The 22,624-nt window shown below is 68.0% G+C and carries 22 protein-coding genes and 1 tRNA gene; 12 read left to right on the top strand and 11 right to left on the bottom strand.

Going from position 1 to position 22,624, the window contains the following annotated elements; translation table 11 throughout:
• Window position 1: 1 nt before the first annotated feature.
• Both WKW77_RS07870 and WKW77_RS07865 read right to left on the bottom strand, forming a co-directional pair.
• Window positions 2-1,396: a DUF1254 domain-containing protein gene (locus WKW77_RS07870; protein ID WP_340356302.1), complete on the bottom strand. Its 1,395-nt coding sequence runs from the start codon at window positions 1,394-1,396 to the stop codon at window positions 2-4.
• A 265-nt stretch (window positions 1,397-1,661) separates the two neighbouring features.
• Complete coding sequence (locus WKW77_RS07865; RefSeq protein WP_340356301.1) at window positions 1,662-2,369, bottom strand: SDR family NAD(P)-dependent oxidoreductase; 708 nt, start codon at window positions 2,367-2,369, stop codon at window positions 1,662-1,664.
• Between the two features lie 101 nt (window positions 2,370-2,470).
• On the opposite strand from WKW77_RS07865, the gene bktB reads away from it, so the two are divergent.
• The 3 genes from bktB to WKW77_RS07850 all read left to right on the top strand — a co-directional run bounded on the left by bktB (window position 2,471) and on the right by WKW77_RS07850 (window position 4,457).
• A complete protein-coding gene (gene bktB / locus WKW77_RS07860; protein WP_422823158.1) occupies window positions 2,471-3,652 on the top strand; it encodes a beta-ketothiolase BktB in 1,182 nt (393 codons plus the stop codon).
• Between the two features lie 71 nt (window positions 3,653-3,723).
• A tRNA-Lys gene (locus WKW77_RS07855) sits at window positions 3,724-3,799 on the top strand.
• Window positions 3,800-3,866: 67 nt separating this feature from the next.
• Window positions 3,867-4,457 (top strand): GAF domain-containing protein, encoded by a 591-nt coding sequence (locus WKW77_RS07850; RefSeq protein ID WP_340356299.1) that lies wholly within the window; start codon window positions 3,867-3,869, stop codon window positions 4,455-4,457.
• Window positions 4,458-4,469: 12 nt separating this feature from the next.
• On the opposite strand, the gene WKW77_RS07845 is transcribed toward WKW77_RS07850, so the two are convergent.
• On the bottom strand, window positions 4,470-5,963 hold the full coding sequence (locus WKW77_RS07845) for an alpha/beta hydrolase (protein ID WP_340356298.1): 1,494 nt from the start codon (window positions 5,961-5,963) through the stop codon (window positions 4,470-4,472).
• Window positions 5,964-6,079: 116 nt separating this feature from the next.
• Here WKW77_RS07845 and WKW77_RS07840 point away from each other — a divergent pair, with 116 nt between their 5' ends.
• Together WKW77_RS07840 and WKW77_RS07835 are read left to right on the top strand one after the other, a co-directional pair.
• Window positions 6,080-6,886 (top strand): thioesterase family protein, encoded by an 807-nt coding sequence (locus tag WKW77_RS07840; RefSeq protein ID WP_340356297.1) that lies wholly within the window; start codon window positions 6,080-6,082, stop codon window positions 6,884-6,886.
• A 61-nt stretch (window positions 6,887-6,947) separates the two neighbouring features.
• A complete protein-coding gene (locus WKW77_RS07835; RefSeq protein ID WP_340356296.1) occupies window positions 6,948-7,895 on the top strand; it encodes a pseudouridine-5'-phosphate glycosidase in 948 nt (315 codons plus the stop codon).
• 46 nt (window positions 7,896-7,941) lie between these two features.
• Here the strand turns inward: WKW77_RS07835 and WKW77_RS07830 are convergent, their stop codons facing one another.
• Together WKW77_RS07830 and WKW77_RS07825 are read right to left on the bottom strand one after the other, a co-directional pair.
• The gene (locus tag WKW77_RS07830) at window positions 7,942-8,196 is read right to left on the bottom strand and encodes a hypothetical protein (RefSeq protein WP_340356295.1); all 255 of its coding nucleotides are present in this window, start codon (window positions 8,194-8,196) and stop codon (window positions 7,942-7,944) included.
• Window positions 8,189-10,426 carry an NADP-dependent isocitrate dehydrogenase gene (locus tag WKW77_RS07825; protein ID WP_340356294.1) on the bottom strand — a complete coding sequence of 746 codons (2,238 nt, stop codon included), beginning with the start codon at window positions 10,424-10,426 and terminating at the stop codon, window positions 8,189-8,191. The genes WKW77_RS07830 and WKW77_RS07825 overlap by 8 nt, the downstream gene beginning before the upstream one ends.
• A 160-nt stretch (window positions 10,427-10,586) precedes the next feature.
• Here WKW77_RS07825 and WKW77_RS07820 point away from each other — a divergent pair, with 160 nt between their 5' ends.
• The 6 genes from WKW77_RS07820 (at window position 10,587) to WKW77_RS07795 (ending at window position 16,525) form a co-directional block, all read left to right on the top strand.
• Window positions 10,587-11,492: an SDR family NAD(P)-dependent oxidoreductase gene (locus WKW77_RS07820; protein WP_340356293.1), complete on the top strand. Its 906-nt coding sequence runs from the start codon at window positions 10,587-10,589 to the stop codon at window positions 11,490-11,492.
• A 31-nt stretch (window positions 11,493-11,523) separates the two neighbouring features.
• Window positions 11,524-12,426, top strand: coding sequence for a LysR family transcriptional regulator (locus tag WKW77_RS07815; protein ID WP_340356292.1), 903 nt, complete (start codon window positions 11,524-11,526; stop codon window positions 12,424-12,426).
• Between the two features lie 2 nt (window positions 12,427-12,428).
• Window positions 12,429-13,322, top strand: coding sequence for a LysR family transcriptional regulator (locus WKW77_RS07810; RefSeq protein ID WP_340356291.1), 894 nt, complete (start codon window positions 12,429-12,431; stop codon window positions 13,320-13,322).
• 109 nt (window positions 13,323-13,431) lie between these two features.
• Window positions 13,432-14,586, top strand: coding sequence for a mandelate racemase/muconate lactonizing enzyme family protein (locus tag WKW77_RS07805; protein WP_340356290.1), 1,155 nt, complete (start codon window positions 13,432-13,434; stop codon window positions 14,584-14,586).
• Between the two features lie 174 nt (window positions 14,587-14,760).
• On the top strand, window positions 14,761-15,771 hold the full coding sequence (locus WKW77_RS07800; RefSeq protein WP_340356289.1) for a Bug family tripartite tricarboxylate transporter substrate binding protein: 1,011 nt from the start codon (window positions 14,761-14,763) through the stop codon (window positions 15,769-15,771).
• 1 nt (window position 15,772) lies between these two features.
• Entirely contained in the window at window positions 15,773-16,525 is a 753-nt protein-coding gene (locus WKW77_RS07795) for an arylmalonate decarboxylase (protein WP_340356288.1), read from the top strand.
• Here the strand turns inward: WKW77_RS07795 and WKW77_RS07790 are convergent.
• Genes WKW77_RS07790 through WKW77_RS07765 form a run of 6 tightly spaced genes read right to left on the bottom strand, consistent with a single transcriptional unit; the run spans window position 16,485 to window position 22,322 of the window.
• The gene (locus WKW77_RS07790) at window positions 16,485-17,309 is read right to left on the bottom strand and encodes an HpcH/HpaI aldolase/citrate lyase family protein (RefSeq protein ID WP_340356287.1); all 825 of its coding nucleotides are present in this window, start codon (window positions 17,307-17,309) and stop codon (window positions 16,485-16,487) included. The genes WKW77_RS07795 and WKW77_RS07790 overlap by 41 nt on opposite strands.
• A gap of 5 nt (window positions 17,310-17,314) precedes the next feature.
• Window positions 17,315-18,676 (bottom strand): MmgE/PrpD family protein, encoded by a 1,362-nt coding sequence (locus WKW77_RS07785; RefSeq protein ID WP_340356286.1) that lies wholly within the window; start codon window positions 18,674-18,676, stop codon window positions 17,315-17,317.
• A gap of 37 nt (window positions 18,677-18,713) precedes the next feature.
• Window positions 18,714-19,904 carry a CaiB/BaiF CoA transferase family protein gene (locus WKW77_RS07780; protein WP_340356285.1) on the bottom strand — a complete coding sequence of 397 codons (1,191 nt, stop codon included), beginning with the start codon at window positions 19,902-19,904 and terminating at the stop codon, window positions 18,714-18,716.
• Window positions 19,904-21,064: an acyl-CoA dehydrogenase family protein gene (locus WKW77_RS07775; protein ID WP_340356284.1), complete on the bottom strand. Its 1,161-nt coding sequence runs from the start codon at window positions 21,062-21,064 to the stop codon at window positions 19,904-19,906. The genes WKW77_RS07780 and WKW77_RS07775 overlap by 1 nt, the downstream gene beginning before the upstream one ends.
• 27 nt (window positions 21,065-21,091) lie before the next feature.
• Window positions 21,092-21,949 carry an HTD2 family dehydratase gene (locus WKW77_RS07770; RefSeq protein ID WP_340356283.1) on the bottom strand — a complete coding sequence of 286 codons (858 nt, stop codon included), beginning with the start codon at window positions 21,947-21,949 and terminating at the stop codon, window positions 21,092-21,094.
• Between the two features lie 19 nt (window positions 21,950-21,968).
• Window positions 21,969-22,322, bottom strand: coding sequence for a citrate/2-methylcitrate synthase (locus tag WKW77_RS07765; RefSeq protein WP_340356282.1), 354 nt, complete (start codon window positions 22,320-22,322; stop codon window positions 21,969-21,971).
• Between the two features lie 148 nt (window positions 22,323-22,470).
• Here WKW77_RS07765 and WKW77_RS07760 point away from each other — a divergent pair, with 148 nt between their 5' ends.
• On the top strand, window positions 22,471-22,611 hold the full coding sequence (locus tag WKW77_RS07760; RefSeq protein WP_340356281.1) for a hypothetical protein: 141 nt from the start codon (window positions 22,471-22,473) through the stop codon (window positions 22,609-22,611).
• Window positions 22,612-22,624: the final 13 nt, after the last annotated feature.

Raw genomic sequence — 22,624 nt, 5'->3', positions numbered from 1 at the left:
TCTATTCCGAGGCGTGCTGCCGCAGGACGGCGGGCGGCGTCCAGCGGCCTTCGAGCACGGACCCCTCCGGCCAGTACAGGCGGATGCAGAGCGAGAAGTCGCTGGCCCCGTCGGGCGGCGCGGGGAGCCAGTTGCCCTCGCGCGCCGCGTCGGGCAGCGCGGCCTGCACGAGGATCGTGAGCGACCCGTCCGCGGCGTACCGCAGCGTCGGGCTCTTGGTGCCGACCGAAAAGCGCGACAGCGCGTTCGCCGCGAAGAAGTGATGCCGGTTGTAGAGCGACAGCGACCAGAAGCCGCGCACCGGCGGCGTCTGCCCCGCCGCGAACGTCACGGTGTAGCGGTGCGCGCTGTTGAGCCGATTCCCGTCCGCATCGAGGTCCTGGTAGAAGTACTTCGTCTCGTTCTGCTTGCTGACGAAGATGTTCGACTTCGCCACCGCGGTGCGCATGAAGTAGTCGGTGCCGAAGCAGGCGCCGTTCGCGATCGTCGACCAGTGGTGCGGCAACGGCCGGCCGAAGTTGCGAAACTGGAAGAGCGGATCGACCAGCTCGCGCTCCGCTGCCGCCACCGCCTCGTTGAACACCGCCTTGAGCCGTTGGTCATTGCGCGCCGCTTCCGCGACCGCGAGCACCTGCGCATAGCGCGCGGCCTCGCCAGGCAGCGGCCGCGCATCGGCGAGCGCGATCGGGAGCATGTCGAGGAACTTCTCCGGCCGCACCCAGCGCGTTTCGCTGCCGTTGACGTCGGTTTCCTGCGCCTGCGGACTCACCGGCACCTGGCGCCAGTCCATGAACTTCATCCGGCCGTCGAAGGCCTCCACCGGATAGAGGCCGATCTGGTTGATGACCGCCTGCACCGCCTGCAGGTCCTCCGGCGTGTCCTCGCGAAAGACGCGCGGGATCACCACGCCGGTGCTGGTCTGCGAGACGAACACCTTCTGGATCCCCTTTGGCACCGCGCCCACCCAGTTCGGCCCCGCGAGCAGGTAGAAGCCAGGCGGCGTGCCGTACATGCTGCCGAGCTCGGCGAAGCTGTCCGTACGCGAATCCAGCACCTGGATGAACCAGAAGCGGCTGCCGAAATCCGGCACCTGCACCACCACCGGCGAAACATCGAGCGCGACGATGGCATGCCCGTACACCACGTCCTGGTTGGGACAGGCCACCGCGCGCTGGCTGGGCGAGACGTAATCGGTGAGCATGGTGAGGGTGTTCGCCGGCCCCACCGGCAGCACGCCGCCGAGCAGCATCTGGTGCGGCAGGCGCGCGAACGCGCCCCGTCGGCTGCACACGTTCACGATCGGCCAGGCCCAGAAGAAGGCATCGCGGGCGACCAGCCGCACGTAGTCGTCACTGAGCCGGACCTGCGTGTCGGGGCCGGTGATTACGTGAGCCATCGCCATCTCCTCCTCGTTCGGGCGGGATACCTCGGGCACTCAGGGCGATCGACGGGTGCGGGCGCGGCTCGTGGGTGGCCGCGGCGCCGCAGCGCCATAGCATGCGCCAAGCCGCGCACAGGGCGCACTTGTCCGAAGGTGAGAAACGGCTTGCACCTTGGTGCAAGCGCCGGCGATGGCCCGCGAGGCGGCCGCAGGGGTCATTGGGTCACCGCCGTGCTTCGCATTGCGGTGCGAGCCACTTACGGAGCGGCCGGGCGGGGGCTCAGGCGTCGAGCATCAGATGCTGGCCATGCAGCGCTTCGGCAGCGGGCGAGACGAGAAAGCCGATGGTCTGTGCCGCGACGCTCGTCGAAACCCATCCGGCGGGATCGGCCCGGGGCATCGCGCTGCGGTTGGCCGGTGTATCGAGCACGCTCGGCGCGATGCTGTTGACGCGGATGCCGTGCTCCTTCAGCTCGGCTGCGGATGCCTCCACCAGGCGCTGCAGTGCGCTCTTCGACGCGATGTAGGCCGACATCGCCGCCAGGCCGTGCGATGCGGTCTTGGCGCTGACCGCGACCACGCTGCCGCTCTTGCGTTCGATCATCGAAGGCACCAGCGCCTGCGTGACCGCCACGAAGGACCAGGCATTGAGATTCATCATGCGGTCCCACGCGGCGCGATCGAGCGCGTGCACCGCATCCCCCATCTCGAAGCCGCCGGCGATGTGGACCAGCGCATCGACATGTTTGAACGTGGAGAGGATGCCCCGCGCCGCATCCGCCATCGCGGGCACCGAGGTCACGTCGGCCTCCACGAGAAGATGCTGCGAGTTGTCGAGACCCGGGAAGACCGCCATCAGGTGCGCCATGCGATGGTCGATCAGCGCCACGCGCGCGCCCTGGTCGAGAAAGTGCTGCACCACGGCGCGCCCCAGCGCGCCGGCGGCACCGGTGATCACGACGTGACGGGCGGTGTTGGCTTCGTTCATCGCAGCCTCCTGGTTCGGGCGGGCATGGTAACGCCGGCGTCAGTCGTAACAAAGCGCTCGCTGGCATCATGCGCGTTTCGTCTGCACTGGAGAGACTCGTCATGAAAGAAGTTGTCGTCGTCAGCGGTGTCCGCACCGCCATCGGTTCCTTCGGCGGAAGCCTGAAGGATGTTCCTCCCACCCGCCTCGCCGCACTGGTCACCAAGGAGGCGCTCGCCCGCGCCAAGGTCGAGGGCAAGGACGTGGAAAACGTCGTCTTCGGCCACGTCATCAACACCGAGCCGCGCGACATGTACATGGCCCGCGTGGCCGCGATCGAAGGCGGCTGCGCACAGGAAACGCCGGCCCTCACGGTCAACCGCCTCTGCGGCTCGGGCCTGCAGGCGATCGTGACCGCGGCGCAGAGCATCCAGCTCGGCGATGCCAAGGTCGCGATCGGCGGCGGCGCCGAAAGCATGAGCCGCGCGCCCTTCGCCTCGCTCACCGCGCGCTGGGGCGCACGCATGGGCGACGCGAAGATGGTCGACATGATGATCGGCGCGCTGCACGACCCGTTCCAGAACATTCATATGGGCATCACGGCCGAGAACGTCGCCAAGAAGTGGGATATCAGCCGCGAGCAGCAGGACCAGACCGCCCTCGCCAGCCACCAGCGCGCGCAGAAGGCGATCGAGAGCGGCTACTTCAAGTCGCAGATCGTTCCGGTGCCGCTCGAAAGCCGCAAGGGCCCGTCGCAGTTCGATACCGACGAGCATGTGCGCTACGACGCCAAGATCGAGGACATGACCAAGCTCAAGCCCGCCTTCCTGAAGGAGAACGGCACGGTCACCCCGGGCAATGCCTCGGGCCTCAACGACGCCGCGGCCGCGGTCGTGCTGATGGAAAAGGAAGAAGCCGCCCGCCGCGGCCTCAAGCCGCTGGCGCGCGTCGTGGCCTATGCCTTCGCGGGCGTGGACCCGGCCTACATGGGCATCGGCCCGGTGCCGGCATCGCGCAAGGCGCTGGAAAGGGCCGGGCTCAAGGCATCGGACATGGACGTGGTCGAAGCCAACGAAGCCTTCGCCGCGCAGGCCTGCGCCGTCTCGAAGGACCTCGGCCTCGATGCCGCGAAGGTGAATCCGAACGGTTCGGGGATCTCGCTCGGCCATCCGATCGGCGCGACCGGTGCGCTCATCACCGTCAAGGCACTGTACGAACTCGAACGCATCCAGGGTCGCTATGCGCTGGTGACCATGTGCATCGGCGGCGGCCAGGGCATCGCGTGCATTTTTGAAAGAGTGTGACGAGGCCGGTCCAACTTTGTGGCTATAATCGTTGGATTGCCTGAAACGACAAGTCAAATGTCGTCAATCAGGGGCTCTTAGCTCAGTTGGTAGAGCAGCGGACTCTTAATCCGTAGGTCGAGTGTTCGAGTCACTCAGGGCCCACCAACACAGAATGCCCCGCATGATCCGTCATCATGCGGGGCATTTTTTTGGGGTTTTAGGAGATTTCACCGTGCTTCATGACTTGGGCTACGAACCGGACGCACTCGAAGTGCGCGTGAGCGAACTGCTGGTCGCAACCGCCGACGGCGGCGACGCGCTGATCAACCCCTCCATCACCGAAGTGCTGCGCCTGCTGCGCGAGCACCTGAAGATGGACGTGGTCTTCGTCTCCGAATTCGTGGATGGCCGCCGGGTGTTCAAGCGCGTCGAGGCCGGGCCCGGCAGCCAGGTGATCGCCGAGGGCGAATCGGCACCGCTGGAGGAGTCCTTCTGCCAGTACGTCGTCGATGGCCGCCTGCCCGGCCTCGTGAAGGACGCGAAGGCCGTGCCGAATTTCTCCGAACTTCCCGCCACGCCCTTCCCCGTCGGGGCGCATCTGAGCACGCCGGTCGTGCTGGACGACGGCCGCGTCTACGGCACGCTGTGCTGCTTCAGCTTCGCCCCGGACGACTCGCTCACGCAGCGCGACCTGCGCAAGCTCGAGATGTCCGCGCAGCTCGCGGCCAAGAAGCTCAACGAGCAGCGTGCGCGCGAGGCCGAGAAGAACATGGCCGGCTGGCAGCTCCAGCCCAAGGACGGCACCGTGCGCCGCGGGCGCTGAAGTCCCGGAGCATCACTTCGCCTGAATGCCCTCGCCGATGCGCTCGGCCAGATAGGGATAGAACGGGTTCGACTGCAGCCTCGAGAGCATGTCGAAACCCACCACCAGCGTGCGGTTCTCGCCGCGCACGGCCAGCGCGCCGATCCGGATGCCGAAGTCTTCCTTGCCGTCGGGATGCAGCCCGTACAGCGCGTCGCTCACCGGAAACGGCAGCGAGACGTGCGACAGCGAAAACACATCGGCCGGATATTCGAGCGCGAGCGGCCGCGCGCGCTCGGCAGACGCGCCGGCCTCGGTCACACGCTCGACCATGCGAGGCGTATCCGCGTCGACATTGGCGATCCAGGTCGTCCTGAAGGTCCTCGGCGCGGGCGGCAGCAGGCGGCTGCTTTGCGGGTCGCTCGCATCGCGCAGCAGCGGGCCGAACTTGGCGTTGCGATTGAGGTCGAACAGCACCAGCTCGCTGCCGTTGGCCGGGAGGCGCGTGTAGAGCGCGGTCACGATCGCGCTGGTGCTCACCGTGGCATCCGCGAGCGACTGGAAGGTCAGGATCGGCGGCAACTGCGCAAGCCGCCCCGCGCGCTCCTCACGCACGATGTGCTCCTGCAGGTCCCGCGTGAGCAGTGACGACTGCCGTGCGCCGTTCACCGGGAACGAGTTGTACTTGAACGGATTGAACTCCGGAACGATGCCGAGCCACGCCGCCTTCGCGAAAGGCGGGACCACCGCAGGCCAGCCCAGGATGCCGGCGAAGCGCGACAGCTCGGTGACGCCGATCATCGGCGTGAGCAGCACCAGCCGGTCGGGCCGTGCGAGGCTCTTGTCGTCCAGCGCATCGAGCACGTACTTCATCGCCAGCGCGCCGCCGTTCGAATAGCCGACGATGTGCAGCGGCGCCGGCGCCGCCACGCGGCGGCGCGCCTCGCGCACCGCGAGCTTCGCGGCTTCGAGCCAGTCCTGCCACTCCACGCGCGTGAGGCCCGCCGGCACGGTGCCGTGGCCCGGCATGCGGATGCCGATGGCGACGAAACCGTGGTCGCGGTAGATCCCCGCGATGTGGCGCAAGCTGTAGGGCGAATCGGTCAGTCCGTGCAGCAGCACGACGACGCCCCTGGGCGTGCCTTCGGGCTCGAGCACGTACGAGCGGTTCCAGTCCTGCCCGAAGCGTCCCGGATACATCGCGCTGCCCTCGAAGTACCGGTTGCCCGCGATGCGCGCCTCGGCCGGCAGCTTGTCGGTGACCTCGGCCCGCACTTCCGCGAAGGCCGCGTTCTCCGCGGCGATGTAGGCCGGCCAGCCGGCGGTGCGCAGTTCATCGCGCGACAGCTCGTGCGGCACGTGCGTGTGCCAGAGCGCGAGCGGCGGCCCGCGCTGGATGTCGTAGATACGCACACCGACAAGCACCACGATGGCCGTCACCACGACGAGCGCGATCCGTTTCACGATCCTCAGCATCCAGCCCTCACTTCCGTTGCAGTTCCAGGTCGGGCTGGCCTTGGTCTTCATGCGGGAGAAACCGAACACCGTCGACGCGTGTTCTTCCTAGAATTTTCGGCGCCCATCGGAGCGCATTGTGCAGGCCGGTCGGTGCTGCACCCAACGAGCCACACAGGAGACACACCATGACCGACAGCCGACCGTCCGCCGTGTTCGTCCGCGAAGGCGAGACCTGGCATGCCACCGAACTGGCGCGCGGGCCCTGGGACCCGCGCGCGCAGCATGGCGGCGCGCCCTCCGCACTCCTCGCACACATCGCCGAAACCACCGCGACCGAGCCGGGCTGGCAGCTCGCGCGACTGAGCGTCGAACTCGTCAAGCCGGTGCCGCTCGGCACGCTGAGTTCGCGCAGCACCACGCAGGCGTCCCGCTCCACCACCCGCATCGGCATCGACCTGCTGGCCGGCGATACGCTGGTGGCACGCGCGCATGCGCTCATGCTGCGCACGCAGACGCTCGATCTGCCCCACGGCCTGCCCGGCTGGTCGCCTTCGCAACTGCTGCCGTCGCCGCAGGAATGCGATCGGCAGGTGCGCACTCCCGGCCTGCCCGAAGGCGTCTATTTCCACCGCGGCGCCATCGAATCGCGCGTGGCACACGGCGATCCGTCGCAGCCGGGACCGGCCGCCGCATGGTTCCGGCTCATCGTTCCGATGGTGCAGGACACGCCCACGTCGCCGGCCATGCGCGCGTGCGCCGCGGCCGACTTCGGCAACGGGCTGAGCTGGGTCCTGCCGGCGCAGCGCTACCTGTTTTCCAACGCCGACCTCAGCGTGCACCTGACGCGCCAGCCTGTCGGCGAATGGATCGGCGTGGCCGCCGAAACGCAGGCCGACGGGGCCGGCACGGGCACGACGCTTTCGCGCCTGTACGACCAGCAGGGCCCTATCGGCGTGGCCATCCAGACCCTGGTGCTGCGCGAGCGCGCCTGACGCATCGCCTGCACCACCGATCCGGCCGCGCTGCTGCGCGCCGCCTCTGGCATAGTGCGCCATGGCCCTGGCCGACCTTCCACGCTCCTGGCTCACTTTCAGCGCCCCCGTGATGGCGGCGCAGGCCGCGGGCCGGCCGCTGGTGGCGCTCGAATCGACCATCATCGCCCACGGCATGCCGTACCCGGACAACGTCCGCACGGCGCGCGAAGTGGAGGCCGTGATCCGCAGCCTCGGCGCCGAGCCGGCGACCATCGCGGTCATGCGCGGACGCATCCGCATCGGCCTGTCGGATGCAGAGCTGGAGTTCCTCGGCCGCTCGGGCCAGGCGCAGAAAGTGAGCCGGCGCGACCTCCCGGCCGTTCTCGCGAATGGCCGCCTGGGCGCCACCACGGTGGCGGGCACGATGATCTGCGCCGCATTGGCCGGCATCGAGGTCTTCGTGACCGGCGGCATCGGCGGCGTGCATCGCGGCGCCCAGGAAAGCTTCGACATCTCCGCCGACCTGCAGGAACTCGCCCGGACCTCGGTCGCGGTGGTCTGCGCGGGCGCGAAGTCGATCCTCGATATCGGCCTCACGCTCGAATACCTGGAGACGCACGGCGTCCCGGTGCTCAGCTGCGAACAGGACAATTTCGCCGCCTTCTATACGCGCGACAGCGGCTTTCCCGCGGACTACCGACTGGACGTTCCGGCCGAGCAGGCCCGTTTCATCCGCACCAAGTGGGACCTCGGCCTTGCGGGCGGCGTGCTGCTGAGCGCGCCGGTGCCGGAATCGGCGGAGATGTCCGTCGGAGAGATCGATGCGCTGCAGCGGCAGGCGCTCGCCGAAGCGACCGCGCAGGGCATCACCGGCAAGGCGATCACGCCTTTCGTGCTGGCACGCATCAAGGAACTGTCGGGCGACCGGAGCCTCGCCACCAACATCGCACTGGTGAAGCACAACGCGGCGGTTGGCGCGCGGCTCGCGCTGGCCCTGGCGCACACCCGGCGCGGATCCAGGGCTTGAGCGCCACGGACGTTTCGGCCGGGCGCTTTCGGATCGCGCCGCCGCGTCAGTCGCAGCGGAAAGTGACTTCGCCCGCCGGCACGCCCGGCCCCTTGAAGTCGAGGAAACGCATCGGCGCGCCGAAGTTGCGGCAGTAGGCTTCGGCTTCCTGCGCGGTCGGGGACTTCAGGACGCCGTCTCCGAGCATCGCGACCCGCGGCGCTGGGCGGGAGGCGCAGCCGGCGACCGCGCCGACCAGAATCGCCGCGGACAGGAAGGCGAGCCGCCCCCCGTCCGCGGCCCGAGCAGCTGGCTCAGGCATTGACTGCCGCCAGAGCGGCATTCAGCGTCGCGCTCGGACGCATGACGGCTTCGAGTTTCTTCACGTCGGGCAGGTAGTAGCCGCCGATGTCCGCCGGCTTGCCCTGCACGGCGGCCAGTTCGCCGACGATCTTCTGCTCGTCCTTGGCCAGCGCTGCGGCCAGCGGGGCGAAGCTCGCTGCCAGATCCTTGTCCTCGGTCTGCGCGGCGAGTTCTTCGGCCCAGTACTTGGCCAGGTAGAACTGGCTGCCGCGGTTGTCGAGTTCGCCGGTGCGCGGCGACGGGGACTTGTTGTTGTCCAGCAGCTTGCCGGTGGCGCTGTCGAGCGTCTTGGCCAGCAGCTTCGCCTTGGCGTTGCCGGTCTTGATGCCGAGGTCTTCCAGCGACACGGCCAGCGCGAGGAACTCGCCCAGCGAATCCCAGCGCAGGTGGTTCTCCTGCACCAGCTGCTGGACATGCTTGGGCGCCGAGCCGCCGGCACCGGTTTCGTACATGCCGCCGCCAGCCATCAGCGGAACGACCGAGAGCATCTTCGCGCTGGTGCCGAGTTCCATGATCGGGAACAGGTCGGTCAGGTAGTCGCGCAGGATGTTGCCGGTTGCCGAGATGGTGTCCATGCCGCGCACCACGCGCTCCAGCGTGTAGCGCATCGCACGCACCTGGCTCATGATCTGGATGTCCAGCCCCGTGGTGTCGTGCTCGTGCAGGTACATCTTGACCTTGGTGATGAGCTGCGCCTCGTGCGGACGGTAGGCGTCGAGCCAGAACACCACCGGCATGCCGGAGTTGCGCGCGCGCGAGACGGCCAGCTTGACCCAGTCGCGGATTGCGGCGTCCTTGACCTGGCACATGCGCCAGATGTCGCCCTGCTCGACGTCCTGGCTCATCAGCACCTCGCCGGTGGCGAGGTCGGTGATGTTGGCCACGCCGTCCTCGGGGATCTCGAAGGTCTTGTCGTGCGAGCCGTATTCCTCGGCCTGCTGCGCCATCAGGCCGACATTGGGCACGGTGCCCATGGTCTTCGGGTCGAACGCGCCGTGCCACTTGCAGAAGTTGATCATCTCCTGGTAGATGCGGGCGAAGGTGCTCTCCGGCATCACGGCCTTGACGTCCTTCAGGCGGCCGTCGGCGCCCCACATCTTGCCGCCGTTGCGGATCATGGCGGGCATCGACGCATCGACGATCACGTCGTTGGGCGAGTGGAAGTTGGTGATGCCCTTGGCCGAATCGACCATCGCCAGCTCGGGGCGGTGCTCGTGGCAGGCGTGCAGGTCGCGCTTGATTTCCTCCTGCTTGCTCTCGGGCAGCGTGGCGATCTTGTTGTAGAGGTCGACCATCCCGTTGTTGACGTTGACGCCCAGCTCGTCGAACAGCTTGCCGTGCTTGGCGAAGGCTTCGCGATAGAAGATCTTGACGCAGTGGCCGAACACGATCGGGTGCGAGACCTTCATCATCGTGGCCTTGACGTGCAGCGAGAACATCACGCCGGTCTTGCGGGCGTCCTCGATCTGCTGCTCGTAGAAGTCCAGCAGCGCCTTCTTGCTCATGAACATGCTGTCGATGACCTCGCGATCCTGCAGCGCGACCTTCGGCTTGAGCACGATGGTCTTGCCGCTCTTGGTGATCAGCTCCATCTTGACGTCGCGCGCGCGGTCCAGCGTCATCGACTTCTCGCCGTGATAGAAGTCGCCGTGGTGCATGTGCGAGACGTGGCTGCGCGAAGCCTGGCTCCAGTCGGCCATGCTGTGCGGGTGCTTGCGCGCGAATTCCTTCACCGCCTTGGGCGCACGGCGGTCGGAGTTGCCCTCGCGCAGCACCGGGTTCACCGCGCTGCCGGTGCACTTGTTGTAGCGCGCGCGGATGTCCTTTTCTTCCGCCGTCTGCGGGTTCTCGGGGAAATCGGGAATCTTGTAGCCCTTGTCCTGCAGTTCCTTGATGCCGGCCTTGAGCTGGGCCACCGAGGCGCTGATGTTGGGCAGCTTGATGATGTTGGCTTCGGGCTTGAGGGTCAGACGGCCCAGTTCGGCGAGGTTGTCCGGCACCTTCTGTTCATCGGTCAGGCACTCCGGGAACGCCCCCAGGATCCGCGCCGCCACGGAAATGTCGCTGGTGGCGACATTGATGCCCGCCGCTGCCGCGAACGTTCGGATGATCGGCAGGAACGCGGCGGTCGCCAGGTAGGGAGCTTCGTCGGTGAGCGTGTAGATGATGGAGGGTTGAGTCGTGCTCATGCGCTTACTTTCGTGATACTGGAATGTCCGAACCGCGGGTAGCCGGTTCGCCCAACCCGCAATTGTCGCCGAACGCCCTGTTCCGGAATGGCGAACCGCCGCAATTCCCTCCATGGCATTCTGGCGCTCTCGTCTAGCAGCAATTTCTGGAGCATTCCAAATGGTTGAAGGAAAAGTCGTGGTCGTCACCGGCGCGGGTGGCGGCATCGGTCGGGACATCGCGCTCGCCATGGCGAGCCACGGCGCGCGGGTGGTGGTCAACGACATCGGCGCCGCCGTCGACGGCGAAGGCCGCAACGCCGGCCCGGCGCAGCAGGTGGTCGACGAGATCCACGCCCTGGGCGGCGAGGCGGTGCCCAGCACCGACACCGTGGCCGAGGCGGGCAACGCCGCGAAGATCGTCCAGTGCGCGGTCGACCACTTCGGCCGCATCGACGCGGTGGTCAACAACGCGGGCATCCTGCGCGACCGCTTCTTCCACAAGATGTCGGTGGACGAGTGGGATGCGGTGATCAAGGTGCACCTCTACGGTGCCTATTTCGTGAGCCGCGCCGCCGCCACTTTCTTCAAGGAGCAGAACTCGGGCGCGATGGTGCACATGACCTCGACCTCGGGGCTGATCGGCAACTTCGGGCAGGCCAACTACTCGGCGGCCAAGCTGGGCATCGCGGCGCTATCGAAGTCCATCGCGCTGGACATGCTGAAGTTCAACGTGCGGTCCAACTGCATCGCCCCTTTCGCGTGGAGCCGGATGATCGGCGCCATCCCGACCGACACCGAGGAGCAGAAGGCCCGCGTCGCCAGGATCCAGCAGATGACGCCGGCCAAGATCGCGCCGCTGGCGGTGTACCTCGCGAGCGACGCGGCCAAGGAGGTCAACGGGCAGATCTTCTCGGTGCGCAACAACGAGATCTCGCTGATCAGCCAGCCGCGGCCGGTCCGGACGATCCACCGCTCCGAAGGTTGGACGCCCCAGACGATCGCCGAGCACGCGATGCCGGCGATGCGGGCCAACTTCTATCCGCTCGACCGCTCCGCCGACGTCTTCAGCTGGGATCCTGTCTGAGCGAGCCCTGGGGGCGAGCCACAATCCCCTTGTGAACCTCCATTTCGACCTCTTTGACCTGAAGCTGTTCGCCTATGTCGCGGACGCGCGCAGCCTCACGCGCGGGGCGGACAAGGCCTGCATCTCGCTCGCGGCGGCGTCGACCCGCATCAAGCAGATGGAAGAGGCAGTCGGCGGCAAGTTGCTGCACCGCAATGCGCAGGGGGTGAGCCTGACGGCCGCCGGCGAGGCGCTGCTCTACCACGCCAAGCGGGTGATGCAACAGATGGAGCACCTGCGCATCGACATGCAGGACTTCGGCAAGGGCATCAAGGGGCATGTGCGGGTGTTCGCCAACACCACCTCGATCACCGAATACCTGCCCGAGAAGCTCGCCGGCTTTCTCACGCAGCACCCGGCCGTGCAGGTGGACCTGCGCGAATACCTCAGCGAGGAGATCGTGCGCTCGGTCGCAGACGGCAGCGCGGACCTCGGCATCCTCGCCGGCGACGTACACACCGGCGACTTCGACGCCCGCCCGTTCGGCCGCAACCAGCTCGTGCTCGTGGTGCCGGATACCCACAACCTCGCCGGCGCGGGCGCGGTGTCCTTCGTCGACACGCTCGAAGAACAGCATGTCGGGCTGCACCACGGCAGTGCGATCCACCGCTTCCTGCTGCGGAAGGCCGAACTCGCGGGCCGCGGCTACAGCCCGCGCATCCAGGTCGGCAGCTTCGAGGCCATCTGCCTGATGATCGAAGCCGGCGTGGGCGTCGGCGTGCTGCCCGCTTCATCCGCCCGGCGCCATGCGCGGTCGATGCGGATCGCCATCGTCCCGCTGGCCGATGCCTGGGCAGAGCGCGAGCTGAAGATCGTCGCGCGCAATCGCGAGCAACTGCCTGCCTCCGCGCGCGAGCTGTTCGACTACCTCGCGCAGCAGCCGCGCCAGGCGTAGGGATGTCGGCCGATCTCCGATCGCTGCGCCTTTTCGTCGCCGTGGCGGAACACGGCAGCATCAGCGAAGGCGCCAAGCGCTGCCACATCGCCCTGGCGGCGGCCAGCAAGCGGATGTCCGACCTGGAAGCGCGGGCGCGCCTGCCCCTGCTGGTGCGCCACGCGCGCGGCGTCGCGCTGACGTCGGCCGGCCACGGGTTCCTTCTGCATGCCCGCGCCGTGCTGTCGGCCATGGACCGGCTCGACGCCGAACTCGACGATTTCCAGCACGGCGTGACGGGCGTGGTCAGCATCACGGCCAACGCGTCGGCGATCGCTCAGTTCCTGCCGGACCAGATCGGCTCCTTCCTCAAGCTGCATCCGGTGCTCAAGATCGACCTGCAGGAGCGCGCGAGCACCGAAGTGGTCAAGGCGGTGAGCGCGGGCCTGGCCGACATCGGGGTGATCGAGGGCCACACGCCGGCACAGGGCCTGGAATGCCTGCCGTACCGCAGCGACGAGCTCGCGGTGGTGGTCGGGCGCGACCATCCACTGGCGCGGCGCAAGCGCATCGGCGTGCCGGAACTCCTCGGCCACGACCATATCGTGGTGCGCGAAGGCACGGCGCTGCACCGCGTGCTGCTGGCCGCCGCGCAGGAAGCGCAGACGCCGCTCAAGGTGCGCATGCAGGTCGGGAGCTTCGACATGGTGTGCCGCATGGTCGAGCAGGGCGTCGGCATCGGCGTGCTTCCCTTCGCGGCGATCCTGCCGCAACTGCAGGTGCTGCGCCTGCGCTGCCTCCGGCTCGATGCGCCCTGGGCCGCGCGGCGCCACCTGCTGTGCGTGCGGCGCGAGCAGGATCTGACCGCCGCCGCGCGGTCGGTGCTGGAGCATCTGCAGAGGCCGGACAGCGCCTGACCTTGCGCGAGCCTTCGCGCCCGGCGAAGGCTCGCGATGACCACAAACGAATTGTTCTCCCCCGGCGGTGCGTCAAGAATCGGCGCGACCCCATTCGAAGGAGACATTCTTGAAAATCATCCGCGTCAGCGCCACGCCGCTGAACGTCCCGGTCACCATCGACGTGCTCGGCCTGGGCAAGCAGACCTCGCTCTCGCTGTGCCTGACCGAGATCGAGACCGACACCGGCCTCGTCGGCCACGGCATGACCGCCATCACCGAGGAGGAAATCATCGCCGCAGCGGTGCGCGAAGTGGCTGCGCCGGCACTGCTCGGCGAGGACCCGATGGCCACCGAGCGGCTCTGGGACAAGCTCTACTGGCTGCTGTCGCCGCGCGGCCAGACCGGCTATGCGAGCCACACCATCGCGGCGCTCGACATCGCGCTGTGGGACCTCAAGGCCAAGGCACTCGGCCAACCGCTGTGGCGCCTGCTCGGCGGCGCGCGGGCGCGGGTGCCGGTCTATGCCACCTTCGGCTTCGGCTTCTTCGAGCGCGACCAGCTCGCCGAGGCCGCCAAGCTGTGGGTGTCGCAGGGATTCCAGCGCTTGAAGATGACGGTCGGCGGCCATGCCCTGGCGCGCCGCGACGAACCGCGGCCGATCGACGAGGTGATCGACGAGGACGTCCGGCGCGTGGCCGCGGTCCGCGAGGCGGTCGGCCCCGACGTGAAGCTCTACGTGGATGCCAACTGCGGTCTCGATCTCTTCCATGCGAGCGACCTCGCGCGGCGCATCGAGCCGTACGGCATCAGCTTCTTCGAGGAGCCGCTGACGCAGAACGACGTGCGCCAGATGGCGGAGCTGCGCCGGCGCACCTCGATCCCGCTCGCCTGCGGCCAGAACGAAGGCCTGGCGTTCCGGTTCCGCGACCTGCTGGTCCAGCAGGCGGCCGACGTGCTGCAGCCCAATGTCACCATCTCCGGGGGCTACTCGCAGTGCCTGAAGATCGCCGGCATGGCGCAGGCCTTCAACGTGCCGATCGACAATGGCGGCGCATGGCCTTTCCACAACATGCACCTGCATGCGGGCGTCGCCAATGGCGGGCTGGTCGAATACCACTACGTGGCGGTGCAGATGCTGCGGCAGATCTTCGACGGCCTGCCGGTGCCCGAGCAAGGCTGGCTCACGCTGCCCGAAGCGCCGGGGCTGGGCTTTGCGCCCAATCCGGATCGCGTGCGCGAACTGGCGAAGCTACCGACATCCCACGGCAAGGGCAAAGCCTGAGATGAGGCTCACCCCCAGCCTCGCCCACTGCGTGTGGCTCGGGCACCCCCTTGCAGGGGGCAACCCCGGCGGCCCGGCGAAGCTGGTCCCGCGGGGTTTCTGGCCTTGGCTGTGCCGGTTTCGTGGGGCGCGGGTGGCGCGCAGGCCATGGAGAACAGAATTTACGGAGACACGATGCAAACGACACACTTCCCCACGATGAAGCCATCGCGCCGGCGGGCGGTCTGCGCAGCGGCGGCCGCGCTCGCGCTCGCAGCGCTCGCAGCGCCGGCCGCCTGGGCGCAGAAATACCCCGAAAGGCCCATCCGCCTCGTGGTCGGCTATTCGGCCGGCGGCGGCGTGGATGCGGCCGCCCGCCTGCTGGGCGCCCGCCTGTCGACCGCGCTGGGCCAGCAGGTGGTGGTCGAGAACCGCACGGGCGCGACCGGCCTGATCGCGGCCGACCTGGTCTCCAAGGCCGCGCCCGACGGCTACACGCTGATGCTGGGCGACAGCGCTCTGCTGATCGCCAAGCTGCTGCAGCCGAAGATCGCGATCGATCCGCTGACCAGCTTCAAGCCGGTGGCGGGCGCCTTCGTCTCGCCGCTGATGATCGTCACCGGCAACGACTTCCCAGCGCGCACGCCGAAGGACTTCATCGCCGAGCTCAAGGCTCACCCGGGCCGCTACTCGTTCGCCACCTCGGGCGTCGGCACGGTGCAGCACCTGGGATTCGAGATGCTCAAGCAGCGCACCGGCAGCTTCGTGCTGCACGTGCCGTACCGCGGCGCGGCCCAGATCGTGCCGGACGTGGTCGGCGGCCAGGTGCCGATCGGCGTGGTCAGCGCCACGGCAGGCATGGCGCAGGCCAAGGCCGGCAAGCTGCGCGCGGTGGCGCTGATGAACACCGCCAGGCTCGAAGGCGCGGAAGACGTCGCGCCGCTGTCCGATGCGCTGCCGGGCTTCGACGTCGCGCCGCGCCTCTTCGTGCTTGCGCCCGCCGGCACGCCCGACGACATCGTCGAGCGGCTCTCGACCGCCGTGAAGAACGTGCTCGACACCCCGGAAGCCGCCACTGCGGCGGCCGCGCAGGGCATGCTGCGCGCCTACGCGGGCCCAGCGCAGTTGCGCAGTGCGCTGAGCGACGAGACGGCCCGCTGGAAGGGCATCATCGCCGACCAGCGCATCGTGGCGGAGGGCAACTGACATGGCGCAGCCTCACCTGGGCCTGATCGTGCCGCCGGCCGCCGGCGCCGTTCCGGTGGACGGCCCCCTGCTCTACGGCGACCGCATCCGCTTCAGCGCGCGCGGCCTCGGACTCGGCGAGATCTCCACGCGCGGCTATGTCGAAGTCATCGATGCGGTGATCGGCAAGGCGCGCGAACTGGCGGCCGAGGGGGTCGAGGCCGTCTCGCTGATGGGCACCTCGCTGAGCTTCTTCCGCGGCGCAGGATTCAACCGCGAACTGCAGGCCGAACTGACCCGTGCCACGGGCCTGCCCAGCAGCACGATGAGCGACGCCATCGTCAACGGCCTCGCCAGCCTCGGCGTGAAGCGGGTGGCGGTGGCGACCGCCTACATCGATGAAGTCAACCTGCTGTTGCGCCGCTACCTCGACGACAGCGGTTTCGAGCCGCTGGCCATCCAGGGCCTGTCGATCTCCGACGTGCAGGCGGTCGCCGCCGTGCCCACCGAAGTGCTGGTGAACCTTTGCAGGACGGTCTTCAAGGCCAGCCCCGGCGCGGACGGCATCCTGATCTCGTGCGGCGGACTGGTCACGCTCGACGCGGTGCGGCAGATCGAAGGCGAACTGGGCATCCCCGTGGTGTCGAGCTCGCCCGCCGGGTTCTGGGATCTGGTGCGCTCTGCCGGGCTGGACCCGCGCGCACCCGGGCACGGACGCCTGTTCGCGCAAGACGTCAGCGCCTTTCGGCCCCACGCAGCAGCGCCTCTGCCTTGAGCACCACCGGCCGGTCGACCATCTTGCCGTCGACCGCGACCGGTGCGCCGCCGCTCGCGGCATCGGCCTCGATCACGCGGCGCGCCCAATCGACTTGCGCCGGCGTCGGCGAGAAGCCCTGGTTCACCATCGCGACCTGCTTCGGATGAATGCACAGCTTGGCGCCGAAGCCGAGCCGTCTTGCCTGCAGCGCGTCGGCCTCGATGCGCGCCGGATCGTCGATGGACGTGCTCACGCCGTCCACCGGCGGCTGGATGCCGGCCACGCGCGAGGCCAACACCATGCGCGAGCGGAAGTACAGCAGTTCCAGGCCATCGCCTTCGATGTCCAGATCGGCCTGGAAATCGATGGTGCCGAACACCAGGCGCTGAACGCCGGGCGCTGCGGCGATCTCTTCGAGCCGCGCCACGCCGCGCGCGGTCTCGACCAGGGGCAGCAGCGCCACCCTTGGCAGCTTCGCGGCAATAGCGCGCAGCACGGCCGGGTCTTCGGACTTGGGGAGCATCAGCGCGTCGACCGCCGGATGCGCGCACACGGCGAGATCTTCCGCGTGCCAAGGGGTGTCCGCAGCGTTCACGCGGATCGCGATCTGCGGACCGGCAACGCCCCTTGTAAGACCCGCCAGCCACTGCGCGACCTGTGCGCGGGCTTCGTCCTTGCGGTCGAGCGGCACCGCGTCTTCCAGATCGAGCACGATCGAATCGGCGCCGCTCTGGCAGGCCTTGTCGAAACGCGCGCCCTGATGGCCGGGCACGAACAGCAGGCTGCGGACGGTCGAGGCCATTTCGGTCAACCCAGCAGGCGGCCGACACGCGCCTCGCCCGCGAGGCTCCAGATCCTGGCGCATGCCGCTTTCGCCTCTTCCGCCGTCGCGCTCCCGCCGTACTGCGTCAGGCGCTGCATCTTGTCCTCGATCTCCGCGCGGCTCAGCGTGTTGCCCGGGTCACCCTTCGGTTCGTCCACGCGCCCGGTCAAGGTGCGTCCATCGGTCGTGGTCACGCTGACCTTGCCGATCCAGCGCGCCGGATAGGCGGCGTCGACATCGCCGTCGAGTTCCATCATCACCTTGTCGCGGAAGGCAGCGACTTCGGGCGCGAGGAAGTCGCGGTCGAACTCGGTGAGTCCGGCGCGGCCGTGCACCGCGATGAGACCGAGCACCGTGCCCATCGAGAACTTGGCCTGATGCACCGTGGCCGGCACCACGACGCGGCCGAGCACATCGATCGCGCCCTGATGCACATGCGTCACGACCCGCGCGATATCGCCCGCCTTCAGCCTGTTCTGCTGCATGACCTGCAGCAGCGCATCGGCCGCCGGGTGCGTGTGGCGGCAGGACGCGTGGAATTTGAACGAGGTCTCGGCCAGCGTCCAGCGCGTGCCGAGGCCATCGGCGAGCTTCGCGGGATCGGCATCGCTCGACATGCCCACGCCCAGCCCCTGCGCGCCTTCGAGCACGCGCGCGGCGCCGGTGAAGCCATCCTGGGCGAGGTAGGCCGACATCAGGCCCGCGGCCGATGCGTGCGCGCAATGCAGTTGCTTGGAATCGGCGGCATCGCGCAAGAACTCCCACACGCCCGCGGACTGCGTGCCGGCGGAGCCGAACGCGTGGGGCATCTGCGCCGGCGTGAGATCGAGCAGCCGCCCCACCGCGGCGGCGGCGGCGAGCGTGCCCGCCGTCGAGGTGGTGTGGAAGGTCCGGTAATGCGACCGCCCGAGGAACTCGCCGACGCGGATGCCGACCTCGTAACCCGCGACCACGGCCGTCAACAGCTGCTTGCCGCTCGCACCCACCGCCTGCGCCACCGCCAGCGCAGGTGCGAAGACCACCGCCGCCGGGTGGAACACCGAGCCGTTGTGCACATCGTCCTGCTCGACATAGTGCGAAGCCGCCGCATTCACCAGCGCAGCGAACAAGGGCGAGGTCGTGCGTCGCGAGATCAGCACTTCGCTCGGCCCCTCGGCCGGTCCCATCATCTCGGCGAAGCGCTGGATGCTGCGCACCGGCCGCGCCGAGCGCGCCGCGAGCACGGAGCCCAGCCAGTCGAGCATCAGGTCTTCGGCGCGGCGCATGACCGCATCGGGAATGCGCTCGAACGACAGTTCGGCGGCGAAGGTGGCGAGCGCCTGGCTCGGATGGTCGGATGTGCTCATGGCCGAATTGCTCGAAGTCGGTTGATGGTCCATGGCCTTACACAGCGCCTTCGGAGCGAAGGGTCGCGATGGTGGCCTCGTCGTAGCCGCACTCGGCCAGGATCGCATCGGTGTGCTGCCCCAGCGTCGGCACCGCATCCATCCGCGCATGCCATTCGCGCGGCACGCCGGGCGGTTGCAGTGCGGGGATCGGTCCCGCGCCGGTGCCCACCTCGGTCCAGCGCTCGCGCGCCTTGAGCTGCGGGTGGTTCCACACATCGTGCATCGTGTTGACCTGTGCGGTGGCGATCTGCGCGTCGTCGAGCCGCTTCATGATCTGCGCCGCGGTGAAGGGCGCGAAGGCCTGCACGATGATCTCGCGCAATGCGTCGCGCGAGGCGGTGCGCGAGGTATTGGAGGCAAAGCGCGCATCGGTCGCCAGTCCCGGCTGCTCCAGCACCTTGGCGCAGAACACCTGCCATTCGCGCTCGTTCTGCAGCCCGAGCATCACCAGCTTGCCGTCGCCCGCGGGGAACGGTCCGTAGGGATAGATCGTCGCGTGCGCAGCGCCCGCGCGCGGGGGCGGGTCGGCACCCTCGAAGGCGTAGTACATCGGGAAGCTCATCCACTCGACCATGCTTTCCAGCATCGACACATCGATTCGGCAGCCCTTGCCCGTCTTGCCGCGCTGGAGCAGCGCCGCGAGGATGTTGGAGTAGGCGTACATGCCCGCGGAGATGTCGGCGATCGAGCAGCCGGCCTTCGCCATGTCCTGCGGCGTGCCGGTGACCGAGAGAAAGCCCGACTCGCTCTGGATGAGCAGGTCGTAGGCCTTGCTGTCGCGGTACGGACCCGGCTTGTTCGCATCGTCGCCGTAGCCCGAGATGTCGCACACGATCAGCCCCTGATGCGTGGGCGACAGCGCCTCGAACGACAGCCCGAGCCGCGCCGCCGCACCCGGCGCGAGGTTCTGCACCAGCACGTCGGCCTCCACAACGAGCCGCTGCAGGATCTCCTGCCCTTTCGGATGCTTCACGTCGAGCGTGAGGCTCTCCTTCGACCGGTTGGTCCAGACGAAATGCGAGGCGAGCCCATGCACGCGCTGGTCGTACGCGCGCGCGAAGTCGCCGCTGCCGGGCCGCTCGACCTTGATGACTCTCGCGCCGAGGTCCGCCAGTTGCCGCGTGCAGAACGGCGCCGCGATCGCATGTTCGAGCGTGAGGACTGTGATGCCTTCGAGCGGACGCATCAGAAGCTCCTTGGCATGCCGAGCATGTGTTCGGCGACATAGCTGAGGATCAGGTTGGTCGAGATCGGCGCCACCTGGTAGAGCCGCGTCTCGCGGAACTTGCGTTCCACGTCGTATTCGCAGGCAAAGCCGAAGCCGCCGTGGAACTGCAGGCAGGCATTGGCCGCCTCCCAGGAGGCCTTGGCCGCGAGGTACTTCGCCATGTTGGCCTGCGCGCCGCAGGGCTCGTGCGCATCGAACAGGCGGCAGGCCTCGTAGCGCATCAGATTGGCCGCCTCGACTTCGATGAACGCCTCGGCGATCGGGAACTGCACGCCCTGGTTCTGTCCGATCGGGCGGCCGAAGACCACACGCTCCTTGGTGTAGGCAGTCACCTTGTCGATGAACCAGTAGCCATCGCCGATGCACTCGGCCGCGATCAGCGTGCGTTCGGCGTTCAGCCCGTCGAGGATGTACTTGAAGCCCTGCCCTTCCTCACCGATGAGGTTCTCGGCCGGGATCTCGAGGTTCTCGAAGAACAGTTCGTTGGTCTCGTGGTTGACCATGTTGAGGATCGGCCGCACGGTGAGCCCGTGGCCAATGGCATCGCGCAGGTCGACGATGAAGATCGACATGCCCTCGGACTTCTTCTTGACCTCCGCCAGCGGCGTGGTGCGCGCGAGCAGGATCATCAGGTCGGAGTGCTGGATGCGCGAGATCCACACCTTCTGCCCGTTGATGACGTAGCGATCGCCCTTCTTCACCGCCGTGGTCTTTATCTTCGTCGTGTCGGTGCCGGTCGAAGGCTCGGTCACGCCCATCGACTGCAAACGCAGGTCGCCGGTCGCGATCTTCGGCAGGTACTTCTTCTTCTGCTCCGCCGAGCCGTGCCGCAGCAGCGTGCCCATGTTGTACATCTGGCCGTGACAGGCCCCGGAGTTGCCGCCGGCGCGGTTGATCTCTTCCATGATCACCGAGGCTTCGGTCAGGCCGAGCCCCGAGCCGCCCCACTCCTGCGGGATCAGCGCGGCCATCCAGCCGGCACGGGTCAATGCGTCGACGAACTCGGCCGGATAGGCGCGCGCTTCGTCGACCTTGCGGAAGTACTCGTTGGGGAACTGCGCGCAGAGGTCGCGCACGGCGTCGCGGATGTCCTGGAAGCGTTGGGTGGATGGGCTCATGGTGCTCGTGGATGAATCGTTGTCGGTTCAGGCGAAACGTGCGGTGGCCTGCATCAGCAGCGCACCCCGCGCGTCCTCGGCCCACAGCGTGACGGTGCCATCGGCCTGTGCCGCATGGCCGCGCACGCGAAGCGGCTTGCCGCAGGTCAGCGGCCGCACGGCCTTGAAGCTGTAGGCGCGCACCGCGCGGCCCGGGTTGTTCTGCTGTGCGGCTTCGAGCAGCAGCGTGGCGATCAGCGGCCCGTGGACGATCAAGTCGTCATAGCCTTCCACCTGCGTGACGTACGGAAAGTCGTAGTGGATGCGATGGCTGTTGAAGGTCAGCGCCGAATAGCGGAACAGCAGCGGCGCATCCGGCAGATGCTCGACCGTCCACGCCGCATCGGTCAGCGGCGCCTGCGGCGGTGCAGATTCGCCAGGCTTCGCCGCCTCGCGATAGACGATGTCGTGGAACTCGCGCTGCAGCAGCACACCGCCCGCGTGCACCTCGTGCTGCACCTTGACGAAAACCAGCGCGCCGCCCTTGCCCTGCTTGAGATTCACGTCGACGACCTTCGAAGTCTTGGTGGAGGGCGTGCCCAGCTTCAGCGCCTCGAAGAACTCGAGCTGACTGCCCGCCCACATGCGGCGCGGGAGCGGCACCGGCGGCAGGAAGCCTCCGCGCGCCGGATGGCCGTCGGGGCCCAGTCCGTTCTGCGGGGCGATCGGAAGGAAATAGCACCAGTGCCACAGCGGCGGCAGCGCCCGGCCGGGCTGCCATGCCTGCCCGTCGTTGCGTACGGTGGCCGCCATGGCGCCGGCGGTCCAGGGGGAGAGCAGGTCTTCGTGCGTCTCGGAGCGACCGATCCAGCTGCGCAGGTGGTCGAGTTCCAGGGCTTCCGTCATCGTGTGCGTCCTCGGTTCGTCAGTCCTTGCGCGGGCCGCCGGCTTCGTGCTCCCGCTGCCAGAGCTCGATGCCCATCGGGTCGTCGATCTCCTCGAGGATATGGCCCACGAGGCCGATGGCACGCGCCATCAAGCCCAGTCCGCGGATGATGCGCCGCGGAAAGCCGAACTCCGCCGCGATCGCACCGATCGCACCAGTGGCATTGATCGGCAGCGACTTGCCTGTCACGCGTTCCGCTTCGGCCTGCACCGCCTGCATCAGTGCGACGTAGTGGCCCGAGAGGCCGTTCTCGGCGGCGATCTGGAACAGCCGCGGCGTGCGCGGATCGATGGGCTTGTGCATCGGATGGCCGAGCCCCGGCACGATGGCCATGGAGGTGATCGAGGATCTCTGAAGGCATGTTGCGGCCGCGCACTTTGATCTTGTCGGGCGTGCTGTCGCCGAGTTCGGTGTGCAGGGATTTCTTGATCTTGTTCATGGGAAGGAAATCTACCCATCGGCGGGCGTTGGTGGTCTGTGATTGCCGAAGCCTCCCTTCAGGAAATGCGAATGCCGCTTTGCAGCGGTGTCGCCGCTGATCGGATCGACATCCGCCATGATCTACGGCGGCACCGACGAGATCCAGCGGAACATGCTCGCGCGGCAGGTGTTGGGGCTATGAGTCACGATGTGAA

The organism is Variovorax ureilyticus, assembly GCF_037889935.1.
GTDB lineage: Bacteria > Pseudomonadota > Gammaproteobacteria > Burkholderiales > Burkholderiaceae_C > Variovorax > Variovorax ureilyticus.
The sequence above is the reverse complement of the archived record's forward strand: the minus strand, read 5'-3'. Positions and strand labels throughout refer to the sequence as shown.